Below are 13,442 nucleotides of genomic sequence, written 5' to 3'. Positions count from 1 at the left end.
GTTACAGACAGGGGGCGAACCTATCCCCGCACAGTGCGCACAAGATCCGCCACAGACTGTGGACAACAGTGCCGCTCACGTGGATAACCGTGGGGCTCAGGTGAGCTGCAGCGTCCTCAGCACGGTCACCAGGACAATCACGGCCAGGACCAACGCGCAGGTGCCGTACTGAACCAGGGCTCGACGCCGGCGCGGTGCGTGGACCATGGCGTAGCCGATGATGACGCCCGCGACGAGGCCGCCGATGTGGGCCTGCCAGGAGATGTTGAATCCGGGGCTGAAGGTGAAGATCAGGTTGATGACCAGCAGCGCGATGATCGGCCGCATGTCGTAGTTGAGGCGGCGCATGAGGACCGCGGTGGCACCGAAGAGGCCGAAGATGGCGCCGGAGGCGCCGAGCGTGGCGGTGGTCGGGGAGGCCAGCAGGTAGGCCAGTGCGCTGCCGGCGAGGCCGGAGCAGAGGTAGAGCGTGAGGTAGCGGGCGCGGCCGAGGGCGGCTTCTAGGGGGCCGCCGAGCCACCACAGGCTGAGCATGTTGAAGGCGATGTGCCAGGGGGCCTCGTGGGTGAACATCGAGGTCACGAGGCGGTACCACTCGCCTCCGGCGACGCCTTCGGTGGGGTTGAGGGAGGCGGGCGGCCAGGCGCCGAGGAGGACGAGGTCGTTGCGCAGGGCGTCGCTGGTCTGGACGGCGATGAAGATCGCGAGGTTGATCCCGATGAGGATCTTGGTGAGCAGGCGGGGGTCTGCGGTGATGGTGCCGCCGGCGATGGTGCGGGGGCGGGCGGCGTCGGGGGCGTGTCCGGTGCCGGAGCCGCCGCGTACGCAGTCGGGGCATTGGAAGCCGACGGAGGCGCTGACCATGCAGTCGGGGCAGATCGGGCGTTCGCAGCGGGTGCAGCGGATGCCGGTCTCGCGGTCCGGGTGTCGGTAGCAGACGGGCAGGCTCTGGGCATCCTGTGAGCTGCCGGTCGGCTGGTCCATGAGGTCCCCTAGGTCGTCGTACGCGATGCACGTCCTCATGCATCGCCCCGCTCTTCCTTACGGACGAGCGGGGCGTTTGGTTCCCTGTGGGAGGTGTCGGACTCGGCCTCAGCGGGTCTCGACGACGACCGACTCGATGACGACGTCATTGAGCGGTCGGTCGGTGCGCGGGTTGGTCTGGATGGTCGCGATGGTGTCGATGACCTTCTGGCTGGCCGCGTCGGTGACCTCGCCGAAGATGGTGTGCTTGCGGTTCAGCCAGGTCGTGGGGGAGACCGTGATGAAGAACTGCGAGCCGTTGGTGCCCGGGCCGGCGTTGGCCATGGCCAGCAGGTAGGGCTTGTCGAAGGAGAGGTCCGGGTGGAACTCGTCCTGGAACTGGTAGCCGGGGCCGCCGGTGCCGTTGCCCAGCGGGTCACCGCCCTGGATCATGAAGCCGCTGATGACCCGGTGGAAGACCGTGCCGTCGTAGAGCTTGGCGGTGGACTTCTCTCCGGTGGCGGGGTTCGTCCACTCCCGCTCGCCCTTGGCGAGCTCGACGAAGTTCTTGACCGTGATCGGCGCGTGGTTCGGGAGGAGCCGGACCTCGATGTCGCCGTGGTTGGTCTTCAGGGTGGCGTAGAGCTGCTCGGCCACGATCTGCCTTCCGTTGTCTTCCTGTGACCCCCTGATCCTCGCATGGACGGCGGCTTACGTCGCCCGGCACCCGTTCACCGGCCCGCAACCGTGGCGATCGCTTGCAGAAAACCGGTCGAGAAGGCCCGTGGCGGGGGCGCGAAGCGGCGAACCGTGGCATTGTCGACGACAAGCCCGCGTTGACCCGCATTAATCCGTTATTGCACTTGATCTAGTCGATCGGCACCCATATGCCCGCCCTCACATGCCGAGGTTCGTTCTGGCAGGCATGATCCGTAAAAGGGTGGAAAGTCGAAAACCGTACGCCACCGAGGAGGAGGATCCCGTGACCCGCATTGACAGCGTGCGCGCCGCGACCGGCTCGGCGAAGGACAGCGTGCTGCACGCCGCGGAAGTGGTGGCGCCCTACGCCGACACCGCCAAGGACCGGGCCGCGCAGTATGCGCACGAGGCACGCGTACGACTCGCGCCCGTGGTGACGCAGGCCACCGAGCAGGCCCGCGCGCAGGCTCTTCTGCAGTACGGGGCGCATGTCGCGCCGCGTCTGGAGCAGGCCCGTTCCCATGTGCCGCCGAAGGTCGACCACGCCGCTCATGAGGCTGCCGCCCGTACGCGTAAGGCTGCCCGGCAGGCCGCCGACTACTCCAGGCCGAGGATCGAGCAGGCTGTGGCCGCGGCAGGGCCCGTCAGGGACGAGGCGGCCGCGCGTAGTGCCGCCGCGTTGGCGGCGCTGCGCGGGCAGGTCTCGCCGAAGGACGTCCAGAGGCTGGTCCGCAAGCACGAGAGGCGCGCCAAAGCGGGTAGTGCCGCGAAGGTGCTGGCGGTGGTCGGTGTCCTGGCGGGCGCCGCCTTCGCGGCCTGGAAGTGGTGGGACAAGCAGGCCAATCCGGATTGGCTGGTCGAGCCTCCCGCCGCGACCGAGGTGCCCGAGTCGGGCCGTCTCGCTTCGGTGGATGGCAGTGGCCAGTCCGACCTGGATCCGGAGGTCCAGGCGAAGGAAGCCGAGGAAGAGGCGGCCCGGCGCGACGAGGGCCGGTGATGTGAGGGCCGGCGGCGGCCGGCCCGGGGAACTCGGCTGTGGGGCGGGAGACTTGAGGGTCTTCCGCCCCACGGCGATGTTTCACGTGGAACATCGCCGGCAGGCTCTCGGCTGTGGTGTGAGCCGGGCTGTGGGTCTGTCGGCGTGATGGCAGGGACCGAGCCCGCTGCCGTGCTCCGGCGGAGCTCGAAGTGCGGGCGGAGTGGGTCCATCTGACGCGTCGGTAGTTGCCCGATGCGCCCGGCGCAGTGGGCGAGTTCTCCTTGGACAGTACGGCGTTCCATGCCTTCGACAACTGCTCGAGGGCGGCGGCCACGGCGGGTCCTGACTCACGCCCTGCCCCCGTCACGCCGGGACGGCGCGTGTTTACGCACTCCGCCTACGATGACGTTTGCAACGGCCCATGTGTGCACGTCCCGCACAGATTTCCTTAACGGAACGCATCATTCTGATTACCCAGCCGCTTTTGTGCCAGCTCACACACGGCTTCCGCTCTGCGGCACGCCGCCCTGGCGCCGTATCGGCCTCCTGCCCAATGAGCTCGCGGACTGGATTCACCCGACCCGTTTGCGCAAACATCTGCAACGCAACTGTCTCCCGTCACGTGACACAGGTCACCCGGGGAGTGGCCCATCAGGGACCGTGGCGTGGGGACCAGGGAATGCAGAAACCGGCCAGAGCCCGCTTGGGCGTCTGACCGGTCCGAGGAGTGGAGCCTAGGGGAGTCGAACCCCTGACATCTGCCATGCAAAGACAGCGCTCTACCAACTGAGCTAAGGCCCCGGAAGACGAACGTCCAGCCGGAAGAACCACACTCCGACGGGCGCCGCAGACCAGAGTACCGGGTCGCCCCCCGTATCTCGCAAAAAGATTGGGGGTCCCGATGAACGACCACTCTCCGTAAGATGCTCGGCGTGGTTCGCTACAGCGAACCACGGTTTTTGGGGAAGCGATGGGGAGACGCAATGGACGCCGCACAGCAGGAAGCCACCGCAAGAGCGCGGGAACTGCAGCGGAACTGGTACGGGGAGCCGCTGGGGGCGCTCTTCCGTAAGCTCATCGACGATCTTGGTCTCAACCAGGCTCGTCTCGCGGGGGTACTGGGACTGTCCGCACCGATGCTGTCGCAGCTGATGAGCGGCCAGCGGGCGAAGATCGGCAATCCCGCCGTGGTCCAGCGGGTGCAGCTGCTGCAGGACCTGGCGGGGCAGGTCGCGGACGGCAGCGTGAGCGCGGCCGAGGCCACCGAACGCATGGAGGAGATCAAGAAGTCGCAGGGGGGCTCGGTGCTCAGCAACACGACACAGACGACGAGCAGTTCGGGGGCGCCCACGGTCAAGCGGGTGGTTCGCGAGATCCAGTCGCTGCTGCGTTCGGTGGCGGCCGCGGGAGACATCATCGAGGCTGCGGACACCCTCGCCTCCAGCCACCCGGAACTGGCAGAGTTCCTCCGGGTGTACGGCGCCGGCCGTACCTCCGACGCGGTCGCGCACTACCAGTCCCACCAGAACTGACCCTGAGGCCCCGGTCGCCGAAGGGGGTTCGGCAGCCGGGCCGACGGCCTGCGTTCTGAGCGGCACGAGGGGGTCGTGCGGCTCAGCGGCGAGGTCACACGGGCGTCTGGCCGACACGTTCGCGGTGAGCTGCACGACGGGGGCGTGTAGCTCGGCGAGGGGGTCGGGCCGGGAGTCGGTGACGGGGGAGCCGGCCGCAGGAGTCCTGGGAGGAATCCGTCCGGGGGTGAAGGAGGCCGGCGAGGGGGAGTCGTATCGCTCGTCGAGGGGGAAGCAAGGGGGTAACCGAAGGGGGAGGAGCGACGCGCAACCATGGGTGAGGTCTTCGCCGGCCGGTACGAACTGGTCGACCCGATCGGACGCGGAGGCGTCGGCGCCGTCTGGCGTGCCTGGGACCACCGCCGCCGCAGGTACGTGGCTGCCAAGGTGCTGCAGCAGAGCGACGCGCACTCGCTGCTGCGGTTCGTCCGCGAGCAGGCCCTGCGGATCGATCATCCCCATGTGCTCGCGCCCGCCAGCTGGGCCGCCGACGACGACAAGGTCCTGTTCACCATGGACCTGGTGGCCGGTGGTTCGCTGGTCCATCTCATCGGGGACTACGGCCCCTTGCCACCCTCCTTCGTCTGCACGCTCCTCGACCAGCTCCTCGCGGGTCTGGCCGCGGTGCACGCGGAGGGTGTCGTCCACCGGGACGTCAAGCCGGCCAACCTGCTCCTCGAGGCCACCGGCACAGCGCGCCCGCGGCTGCGCCTGTCCGACTTCGGTATCGCGATGCGGCTGGGCGAGCCGCGCCTGACCGAGACCAACCTCGTGGTGGGAACGCCCGGTTACCTCGCGCCCGAGCAACTCATGGGCGCGGAACCGGACTTCCCGGCCGACCTGTTCGCGGTAGGACTGGTCGCGCTGTATCTGCTGGAGGGCGCCAAGCCTGATTCCAAGGCGCTCATCCAGTACTTCGCCGAGCACGGAACTCCCGGTGCGCCCAAGGGAATTCCCGAACCGCTGTGGCAGGTGGTGGCCTCGCTGCTGCAGCCGGATCCGCATGCGCGGTTCCGCACGGCCACGGGTGCGCGCAAGGCTCTCGCCTCGGCCGCGGAGCTTCTGCCGGAAGCCGGTCCCGACGACGAACTGATCGAGATCTTCGACCAACTCGGGCCACTGCCACCGGGGTACGGGCCGGGCGGGCCGCTCAAACCGGCTCCGGGAGTCGAAGGGGGCAGGGGTGGCTCCCGGCAGTTCGGGGCGGGCACGGTGGGGGCGGATGTCACCGGGTCCGGATCGAGGGGCGACGACTCTGGACGCTTGGGTGCCGGCTACTCGCGGACAGACACCGGGTCCGCCGGCATCGCATCGAGCGATCCACGCCGTGGCGTCGCCGGGCCGGTTCCTGCTGCTGACGTCACGGCGTCCCAGTCCTGGCGTACGCCGCACATGCCGCCAACCCCGCACATGCCGCCGCCGGGGCCCCAACCGTCCGCCGCCCGGGAGTCGTCCGTCCCCCCGCGGTCCGGCGACAGCAGCGGGGCCCAGAGCATGTCGGACACCGGCAGCTTCCATCTGCCGCCGCCTCAGGACACCGGCTCCTCCCCTCAGACTCGAACGCCCTCTCCGCAGCCGTACCCGGTACAGGCACCGCTCCACCCGCAGGCGCACGGCCAGGGACAGCCAGAGCAAGCTCAAGGCCAGCCCCAGGCACAGGCACAGGCACAGGCACACCAGGACGCGCGGTACCACTCCGCTCACGTCTCCCCCTACGACACCACTCACGTCCTGTCCTCCCCTCCTGCGCACGCCCCGCAGTACCCGGCCCAGCCATCGACGCAGACGCCGACACCTACGCCGACGCCGACGCCACACCAGCTCGTCGATGCCTCTACTGCTTCGTACACCGCTCAGAGCCCGCAGGTTCCACCTTCGGCGCCCCCAATTCCGCAGCAGCACCGCCGCGGCAGCCATCGCGCCGCCCGCCGGGCCACCCAGGACCTCGCACGCCGCCCAGGCCCGCCCGCCAAGGTGGCGGTACCACTCCTGCTGCTGGCGCTGGCCTGCTACGCCGTGGGGTTCTGGGCGCTGGCCCACATCTGACATCGCTCACCGCGGGCCCGTACGCACACGGTCCCGCCCCCTGCGAAGCCGTGATCGCCTGTCCCCCGGCCCTACCAGGCCCCAACCCTCCGCCGAGCCACCACCGCCCACACCCCCAGCACCACCAGCACCAGAGTCCCCGCCCCGATCCCGCTCACCGCGAGCACGGTCATCGCAGCGTCACCGCCGCCCCCGGTCCCGTCCGCAGGCCCGTTCCCCGCGGCCGCTTCCCGGTCGCTCGCCGCAACCTGGAAGAGACCTCTGGGCTCGGACTCCCCCGCGTAACCGGGACCGGCCGCCTCCTCGCCCCCCACCCGCACGCGCAATGTCAGCTCGAACGGCCCGTCGCCGTACCTCTCGGCGATTCCGGCAGCGAGGTGGATCACGAGGTAGTAGGACCCGGCGAACCGCATGGCGCGGAACCGTTCGGCCTTGGCGTACCGGTTCTCGTACGCGACCGGGGGGAGGGGGGCGAGTTCGGCGGCCGTCCGTTTGCCCCTGTAGTTGGCGCTCGTGTCGTCGACGAGGCCGCGCGCGGGGTTGTAGAGCGCGAGGTTGAGGGCGCCGACCGTGTATCCGTCGCCGCTGGGGCCGCCCAGTTCGGCGGTGGCGTACAGCTGGCGGCCCCAGTCGAGGGGCACCTTGTAGAAGAGCGTTCCGCCGGGTTCGATGGCGGAACTCCAGACGCCCTGGCCTGCGGATACCGCCGAGGTGAAGCCGGAGCCGCCTTCGCGGGGCACGTCCTCGTCGGTGAGGGGGGCCGGAGAGGCGGAGTTCCAGGCTTCGGGGGCGGTTGTCTCGCCGGTCTGTCGCAGGGGCGGCTCCGAGGTGGCGAAGAGCTCCAGGTCCCAGGTGTCCGGCGCGGAGTCCGCCGCACGGACGCGCTCGACGATCACGTGGTAGGTGCCCGCGCTGTTGCAGCGAGTCCGGTGTGCGGAGACTTCGCGCACGCCCCACACCGCGATCGGGCGCGCGCTGCGGACGGCGTCCAAGGTCTCGGTTTCGAGGGAGCACGAACGGCCGTCGGGGTCCTCCACGGACACCCTGATGCCGTCGCGAGCGGTGAAGGTGCTGCCGGGGGTGGGGATCGCGGTCACGGAGACGTACGCGTCAGAGGTGGCGTCGAGGTCGAGGCTGTAGTGGATCTGGCCGCTGCTCGGCAGGGAGCTCTTGTACGTCGATCCGGGCGTGAGGGCCGCGGCGCCGCTGGTGCTCGTCGTGCCCGTGACCGGGCGCGCGTCCGGTGCGAAGGCGTAGGGGCTGGGCGTTCCTGCCGCGAGTGCGGGCTGGGCCGGCAGGGCAGCTGTCGTACACAGCAGCAAGGCCGCGCCGACGAGGGCCGCACGCGCGCGTACCGAGCGCTCGCGATGACCACGCCGCGCCCTCTCGCGGCGCCACCGCGCCGTACGCCGCCCCATCACGCGCCACTCCTGTCGTCACCGGACCATGGACGTCGGCCATCCTGCCCAGCGCGGCCGCGCGTCACCCACGCAATCCGCACGATCGTCCGAAACGCCCGGCTCTAAGGCATCCGGATCGCTCCCGCAACTCGACCCGACGGCACGACGCGACGGCACTGCACGGCCGGGATCTCCAGCGCTGCGCGCCCAGAGCACACAAAACCCCGACCGCGAGGCGGCCGGGGTCTGCTTCAGATTCCGATGTGATGGCTCACGAACCCGTGGGCACGGAGTCAGTCGCCTCCGTCCACAGATCCTGCTCGGCGCGATCCGCCTGGATCTGGCGGTACACGAGGAGCCCGCCGATGGCGGCCAGTGCGACCAGGAGAAGCTTCTTCACCGCGCGACCTCGTCTTTCTTGACGTAAGGGACCTCTGGCGCCCGACTATACACACCGACCGATATCGATCGGTGACCTGCGTCGGGGCTCAACTGCCGTTCGTGACAGCGCAGTAGAAGCGGACCGCACCGCTCCGATCGGAGGGTGATCACACCTCGACAGACGGTGACTTTCTCCCCTTCCCCTTATCTACCGCGCTTTCCCTGACTTTCCAGGCTTCTTACGCCCATCCGGGTGGTGTTCATCTGAAGATCGACGCGCCACGGGCGTCGGTCCATGACTTCGCGGCCCCCATACACATCATGAGGAAAGTACGCAAATCGCCCAACCCGAAAGTGAGGGGCCATGGCCAGGAACAAGGTCATGAACCTGTGGACCAGCATCGTTACTGCCTTCCTCGCGCTGTTCACGGCGCTCGGATTCGTCACCACCAGCGCCGCCGCGGCCGTACCGAACACCGAGACGACGCGCAGGAGCGACAGCGACGACGGCGACCGCAACACGATGCAGTTGACGGTGCCGGCGATGCCCCAATGGGCCTGGTCCTATGCCAGATCACTGCCTCCCACGATGAAGCAGCGCATCCGCGCCGAGGCCCATGGCAGAACCCCCAGCTGCAGGCACCGCCCGCTCACGGAATCGGAAGCGGCGACGGCCACCTCGTCCACCGGAGCGTGCGACTCGGTCGACGCCCCGGACCGGCCCCTGGTCCCGCACCAGCGCTGAACCGACGACTCGCCCCGAGCCGTCACGTCTCTCCTGAAGCAGCACCACCTCTTGTCCCACCGCACCGACACAGCGAGCTTGCGTACACAGCACCGCTGACCAGCACGCGTTTACCGCACCACCGAGCAGCACGCTCATGCCGTACCGCAGAGCAGCACCCTTTGATGCCGTAACCCTCATGACGAAGGCCCCTACGGCGAACCTCATCCCGCTTCGACGATGTGTCGGAGATAGGCCCACGGGTCGTTGAGGTAACGCCTCCAGTGGTCGACGAGTTCCAGATCCCGCCAGTCGGCGGGACGCATTCCGTGGTCGCCCACCTCGATGATCTCGGCGCCGGGCAGCGCCGTCAGCACGGGTGAGTGCGTGGCGCAGATGATCTGCGCACCGGAGCGCCCCAGTTCATGCAGCAGCGCGACGAGTTGAAGGCAGGAAGCGAAGGACAGCGCGGCCTCGGGCTCGTCCAGGACGTACAGCCCCGGCTCCCGGAACCGCTCGCGGAAGGCCATCAGAAAGCCTTCGCCGTGGCTCATCTCGTCCACGGCCCCGGACAGCCTTCCCGTCTGCTGCTCCCGGCCCAGCGCGTCCAGCGCGGTCTCCGCCCGCAGGAAGAAGCCCCTGCGGCGCGTGCGAGGCCCCTGCAACATACGGCGGCCGGTCGCGGTCGCCTCGAAGCGTATCCGCCCGCCCAGCGCCGACGGCTCGCGCCAACTGGCGTACTTGTAGCCCGCGGATCCGCCCCAGGAGTCCAGCCCGAACCCCTCGGCCAGCGCTTCGACCAGCGTCGACTTGCCCGAGCCGTTCTCCCCCACCAGGAACGTGACCGGCGCGGTGAATCTCAGGCCGTCGTCCAGCAGCTGGCGCACGCACGGAACCGACCACGGCCACGGGCCGTCCTCCCCGCCCTCCTCGTCTTCCCTCAGCTCGCCCTCGGCGACATGCGCGTATGCCCGTTCGACGATCATGCCGCCAGGCTCTCATCCGGTACTGACAACCGGGCATGCAAAAGACCCCCGGTCCGTGTGGACCGAGGGTCTTTTCGCTGGTGGGGCTAACAGGATTTGAACCTGTGGCCTCATCCTTATCAGGGATGCGCTCTAACCAACTGAGCTATAGCCCCGCCGCGCTCTGCGGTGTGTGTCCCGCGCGCTGACTCCTGAAGATTAGCGCACGACTGGGGCAGTCCCAAAATCGGTTGTCGGAGGACCGTCAGCCGCGGTTTAGCGGCAGGTCACTCGTCCTCCGCGAGTGTCAGCTCCACGCCGCCCACGAAGCCGGCGGAAAGGTTGTAGATGAAGGCGCCGAGCGTCGCCAGCGCCGTCGCGAGGACGACGTCGATGACCGCGATGATCGACGTGAACATCAGGACGTGCGGCAGCGACAGGAAGGACTGCAGGTCGAAGCCGTTCGACTCGTTGGAGCCGGTCGCCTCGGAGATCGTGCCGCCGACCGTCGAGAAGACGCCCATCGCGTCCATGACCATCCACAGCACCGCGGCCGCGACGATCGTGCAGATGCCCAGCGCGATGGAGAGCAGGAAGCTGACCTTCATCACCGACCACGGGTCGGCCTTGGCCACGCGCAGGCGCGCCTTGCGGGTGCGGGGCGCCGTACGCGCCCCCGTGCGCGGCCGGCGGACCGAAGCGGCCGGAGCATCCGTCTGGTAGGCCTGCGGCGGGTGGTAGGGCCCCGCGGGCTGCTGCGGCTGGCGCTCCCCGGGCAGCGGCGACGTCGGCGGCGCCTGGGCCGCCTGCTGCGCCCCTGCGGGCGCGGGCTGCGGCTGGGCGCCCGGAGCCACCCCGGGCCCATACTGCTGGGCCTGCGGGCCTCGGGTGTCCGTCACGGGTCCCCCCTGGGATCCAGGTGCGTCGGGCGAGGACGGGTTCTTCGCGGACGGCTTGATCGCCTTCAGCTGGGTGGTGTGCGGGTCCGCCGCACGCGCGGCGGAGCCACGGCCGCCGCCGTCCGTGTCCTTACCGGCCGTAGAACCGGTCGAGGTACCGGACGATCCGGCGCCCGTGGCTCCGCTCACGATGACTCTCTCCTCGTGCTACTCGGCCGAGGGTGCGTCACCCTCGTCCGTGCCGATGGTCGTGGCGGCACCCTCGGCGGTCTCGTCGGCGGCGATGTCGCCGTCGACCTCCTCCGCCTCGCGTCCCGCCTCGGCGTTACGAGCGATACCGACTACGGCATCGCGCTTGCCCAGGTTGATCAGTTGGACGCCCATGGTGTCACGGCCCGTCTCCCTGACCTCGTTGACTCGCGTACGAATCACACCGCCGCCCAGCGTGATGGCGAGGATCTCGTCGGTCTCCTCGACCACCAGCGCACCGACCAGCGATCCGCGGTCCTCCACGATCTTGGCGGCCTTGATTCCGAGGCCACCGCGACCCTGGACGCGGTACTCGTCGACGGGGGTCCGCTTCGCGTACCCGCCGTCGGTGGCAGTGAACACGAACGTACCGGTTCGAACAACATTCATCGAGAGCAGCTCGTCTCCCTCGCGGAAGCTCATGCCCTTGACGCCCGAGGTGGCGCGGCCCATGGGACGCAGCGACTCGTCCGTGGCCGTGAACCTGATCGACTGTGCCTTTTTGCTGATCAGAAGCAGATCGTCGTCGGCCGAGACGAGTTCGGCGCCGATCAGTTCGTCGTCCGAACCGTCCTCGCGCTCACGCAAGTTGATCGCGATCACACCGCCGGAGCGAGGCGAATCGTAATCCTTCAGCGAGGTCTTCTTCACAAGTCCGGCCTTCGTGGCGAGCACCAGGTACGGCGCCGCCTCGTAGTCGCGGATGGCGAGGATCTCGGCGATCGCCTCGTCCGGCTGGAAAGCCAGCAGGTTCGCGACGTGCTGTCCACGCGCGTCACGACCGGCGTCCGGCAGCTCGTACGCCTTCGCCCGGTACACGCGGCCCTTGTTGGTGAAGAACAGCAGCCAGTGGTGCGTCGTCGAGACGAAGAAGTGGTCGACGATGTCGTCTTCCTTGAGCTTCGTGCCGCGTACGCCCTTGCCACCGCGCTTCTGCGCCCGGTAGTCGACGGTCTTGGTGCGCTTGACGTAACCGCCGCGCGAGACCGTGACGACGATGTCCTCCTCGGCGATCAGGTCCTCGATGGACATGTCGCCGTCGTAGGGCACCAGCATGGTCTTGCGGTCGTCGCCGTACTTCTCGACGATCGCGGCGAGTTCCGCGCTGACGATGCCGCGCTGGCGGACCGGCGAGGCGAGGATCTCGTTGTACTCGGTGATCTTCGCCTGGAGTTCGTCGTGCTCCTGGATGATCTTCTGGCGCTCCAGGGCGGCCAGTCGGCGCAGCTGCATCTCGAGGATGGCGTTGGCCTGGATCTCGTCGATCTCCAGGAGCTCCATCAGGCCCGTGCGCGCGATGTCGACGGTGTCGCTGCGCCGGATCAGCGCGATGACCTCGTCGATGGCGTCCAGGGCCTTCAGCAGGCCGCGCAGGATGTGCGCCCGCTCCTCGGCCTTGCGCAGTCGGAAGCGCGTACGGCGGACGATGACCTCGATCTGGTGCGTCACCCAGTGACGGATGAACGCGTCGAGCGAGAGGGTGCGCGGGACGCCGTCGACGAGCGCCAGCATGTTGGCGCCGAAGTTCGTCTGCAGGTCCGTGTGCTTGTACAGGTTGTTCAGGACGACCTTGGCGACCGCGTCGCGCTTGAGCACGATGACCAGGCGCTGACCGGTGCGGGACGACGTCTCGTCGCGGACGTCCGCGATGCCGCCGATCTTGCCGTCCTTCACCAGGTCGGCGATCTTCTGCGCGAGGTTGTCGGGGTTGACCTGGTAGGGCAGCTCCGTGACCACCAGGCACTGGCGGTTCTGGATCTCCTCGACCTCGACGACCGCGCGCATGGTGATGGAGCCGCGGCCGGTGCGGTAGGCCTCTTCGATGCCCTTACGGCCGACGACGAGCGCGCCGGTCGGGAAGTCGGGGCCCTTGATGCGCTCGATGAGCGCGTCCAGGAGCTCCTCGTGCGAGGCCTCCGGGTTCTCCAGGTACCACTGGGCTCCGGCCGCGACCTCGCGCAGGTTGTGCGGCGGGATGTTGGTGGCCATACCGACCGCGATACCGGCCGAGCCGTTGATCAGCAGGTTCGGGAAGCGGGCCGGCAGGACGGTCGGCTCCTGGGAGCGGCCGTCGTAGTTGTCCGTGAAGTCGACGGTCTCCTCGTCGATGTCACGGACCATCTCCATCGACAGCGGCGCCATCTTGCACTCGGTGTAGCGCATGGCCGCCGCCGGGTCGTTGCCCGGAGAGCCGAAGTTGCCGTTGGAGTCGACGAGCGGCATGCGCATCGACCACGGCTGGGCGAGACGCACCAGGGCGTCGTAGATCGAGGAGTCGCCGTGGGGGTGGTAGTTACCCATGACGTCGCCGACCACGCGCGCGCACTTGTAGAAGCCGCGCTCGGGGCGGTAGCCGCCGTCGTACATCGCGTACAGGACGCGGCGGTGGACGGGCTTGAGGCCGTCGCGGACGTCCGGCAGCGCACGCGAGACGATGACGGACATCGCGTAGTCGAGGTACGAGCGCTGCATCTCCGTCTCGAGCCCGACGGGCTCGACACGCAGAGTCTGTCCCTCGTCAGGAGTGACGGGAGTGTTCTCGTCGGTCATTGCTGGTGAAGGTCCT

Annotated in this window: 11 protein-coding genes and 2 tRNA genes; 4 read left to right on the top strand and 9 right to left on the bottom strand. The window is 68.8% G+C overall.

The window, feature by feature from the left end:
- Positions 1 to 96: 96 nt before the first annotated feature.
- A complete protein-coding gene (locus EJ357_RS23375; protein ID WP_126399866.1) occupies positions 97 to 984 on the bottom strand; it encodes a rhomboid family intramembrane serine protease in 888 nt (295 codons plus the stop codon).
- A 108-nt stretch (positions 985 to 1,092) separates the two neighbouring features.
- The gene (locus tag EJ357_RS23370; protein ID WP_126393516.1) at positions 1,093 to 1,620 is read right to left on the bottom strand and encodes a peptidylprolyl isomerase; all 528 of its coding nucleotides are present in this window, start codon (positions 1,618 to 1,620) and stop codon (positions 1,093 to 1,095) included.
- Between the two features lie 325 nt (positions 1,621 to 1,945).
- Here EJ357_RS23370 and EJ357_RS23365 point away from each other — a divergent pair, with 325 nt between their 5' ends.
- Positions 1,946 to 2,659, top strand: a complete 714-nt coding sequence (locus EJ357_RS23365) for a DUF5324 family protein (protein ID WP_126393515.1) — start codon at positions 1,946 to 1,948, stop codon at positions 2,657 to 2,659.
- Positions 2,660 to 3,369: 710 nt separating this feature from the next.
- Here the strand turns inward: EJ357_RS23365 and EJ357_RS23360 are convergent.
- Positions 3,370 to 3,442, bottom strand: a tRNA-Ala gene (locus EJ357_RS23360).
- A 182-nt stretch (positions 3,443 to 3,624) separates the two neighbouring features.
- Between EJ357_RS23360 and EJ357_RS23355 the strand changes: the two genes are divergently transcribed.
- Both EJ357_RS23355 and EJ357_RS23350 read left to right on the top strand, forming a co-directional pair.
- Positions 3,625 to 4,173 (top strand): helix-turn-helix domain-containing protein, encoded by a 549-nt coding sequence (locus EJ357_RS23355; protein WP_126393514.1) that lies wholly within the window; start codon positions 3,625 to 3,627, stop codon positions 4,171 to 4,173.
- Between the two features lie 312 nt (positions 4,174 to 4,485).
- A complete protein-coding gene (locus EJ357_RS23350) occupies positions 4,486 to 6,258 on the top strand; it encodes a serine/threonine-protein kinase (protein ID WP_126393513.1) in 1,773 nt (590 codons plus the stop codon).
- A gap of 71 nt (positions 6,259 to 6,329) precedes the next feature.
- Here EJ357_RS23350 and EJ357_RS23345 read toward each other — a convergent pair whose 3' ends face one another.
- Together EJ357_RS23345 and EJ357_RS49480 are read right to left on the bottom strand one after the other, a co-directional pair.
- Positions 6,330 to 7,676, bottom strand: coding sequence for a hypothetical protein (locus EJ357_RS23345; protein ID WP_126393512.1), 1,347 nt, complete (start codon positions 7,674 to 7,676; stop codon positions 6,330 to 6,332).
- Positions 7,677 to 7,929: 253 nt separating this feature from the next.
- A complete protein-coding gene (locus tag EJ357_RS49480) occupies positions 7,930 to 8,058 on the bottom strand; it encodes a DLW-39 family protein (RefSeq protein WP_003999697.1) in 129 nt (42 codons plus the stop codon).
- A 345-nt stretch (positions 8,059 to 8,403) separates the two neighbouring features.
- On the opposite strand from EJ357_RS49480, the gene EJ357_RS23335 reads away from it, so the two are divergent.
- Positions 8,404 to 8,784 carry a DUF6344 domain-containing protein gene (locus EJ357_RS23335; RefSeq protein ID WP_126393511.1) on the top strand — a complete coding sequence of 127 codons (381 nt, stop codon included), beginning with the start codon at positions 8,404 to 8,406 and terminating at the stop codon, positions 8,782 to 8,784.
- Positions 8,785 to 8,987: 203 nt separating this feature from the next.
- Here the strand turns inward: EJ357_RS23335 and EJ357_RS23330 are convergent, their stop codons facing one another.
- The 4 genes from EJ357_RS23330 to gyrA all read right to left on the bottom strand — a co-directional run bounded on the left by EJ357_RS23330 (position 8,988) and on the right by gyrA (position 13,426).
- Positions 8,988 to 9,749 carry an AAA family ATPase gene (locus tag EJ357_RS23330; RefSeq protein ID WP_126393510.1) on the bottom strand — a complete coding sequence of 254 codons (762 nt, stop codon included), beginning with the start codon at positions 9,747 to 9,749 and terminating at the stop codon, positions 8,988 to 8,990.
- Between the two features lie 78 nt (positions 9,750 to 9,827).
- Positions 9,828 to 9,904 (bottom strand) — tRNA-Ile (locus EJ357_RS23325).
- A gap of 111 nt (positions 9,905 to 10,015) precedes the next feature.
- A complete protein-coding gene (locus tag EJ357_RS23320; RefSeq protein ID WP_126393509.1) occupies positions 10,016 to 10,816 on the bottom strand; it encodes a DUF3566 domain-containing protein in 801 nt (266 codons plus the stop codon).
- 18 nt (positions 10,817 to 10,834) lie between these two features.
- Positions 10,835 to 13,426, bottom strand: coding sequence for a DNA gyrase subunit A (gyrA, locus tag EJ357_RS23315; RefSeq protein WP_126393508.1), 2,592 nt, complete (start codon positions 13,424 to 13,426; stop codon positions 10,835 to 10,837).
- Positions 13,427 to 13,442 lie beyond the last annotated feature (16 nt).

Source organism: Streptomyces cyaneochromogenes, assembly GCF_003963535.1.
Taxonomy (GTDB): domain Bacteria; phylum Actinomycetota; class Actinomycetes; order Streptomycetales; family Streptomycetaceae; genus Streptomyces; species Streptomyces shaanxiensis.
The sequence above is the reverse complement of the archived record's forward strand: the minus strand, read 5'-3'. Positions and strand labels throughout refer to the sequence as shown.

What these genes read in the sequence shown, in the direction of transcription:
- gyrA (WP_126393508.1), bottom strand. Translation starts at nt 13,426, where the DNA reads ATGACCGACGAGAACACTCCCGTCACTCCTGACGAGGGACAGACTCTG.
- EJ357_RS23355 (WP_126393514.1), top strand. Translation starts at nt 3,625, where the DNA reads ATGGACGCCGCACAGCAGGAAGCCACCGCAAGAGCGCGGGAACTGCAG.
- EJ357_RS23335 (WP_126393511.1), top strand. Translation starts at nt 8,404, where the DNA reads ATGGCCAGGAACAAGGTCATGAACCTGTGGACCAGCATCGTTACTGCC.
- EJ357_RS23345 (WP_126393512.1), bottom strand. Translation starts at nt 7,676, where the DNA reads ATGGGGCGGCGTACGGCGCGGTGGCGCCGCGAGAGGGCGCGGCGTGGT.
- EJ357_RS23350 (WP_126393513.1), top strand. Translation starts at nt 4,486, where the DNA reads ATGGGTGAGGTCTTCGCCGGCCGGTACGAACTGGTCGACCCGATCGGA.
- EJ357_RS23375 (WP_126399866.1), bottom strand. Translation starts at nt 984, where the DNA reads ATGGACCAGCCGACCGGCAGCTCACAGGATGCCCAGAGCCTGCCCGTC.
- EJ357_RS23330 (WP_126393510.1), bottom strand. Translation starts at nt 9,749, where the DNA reads ATGATCGTCGAACGGGCATACGCGCATGTCGCCGAGGGCGAGCTGAGG.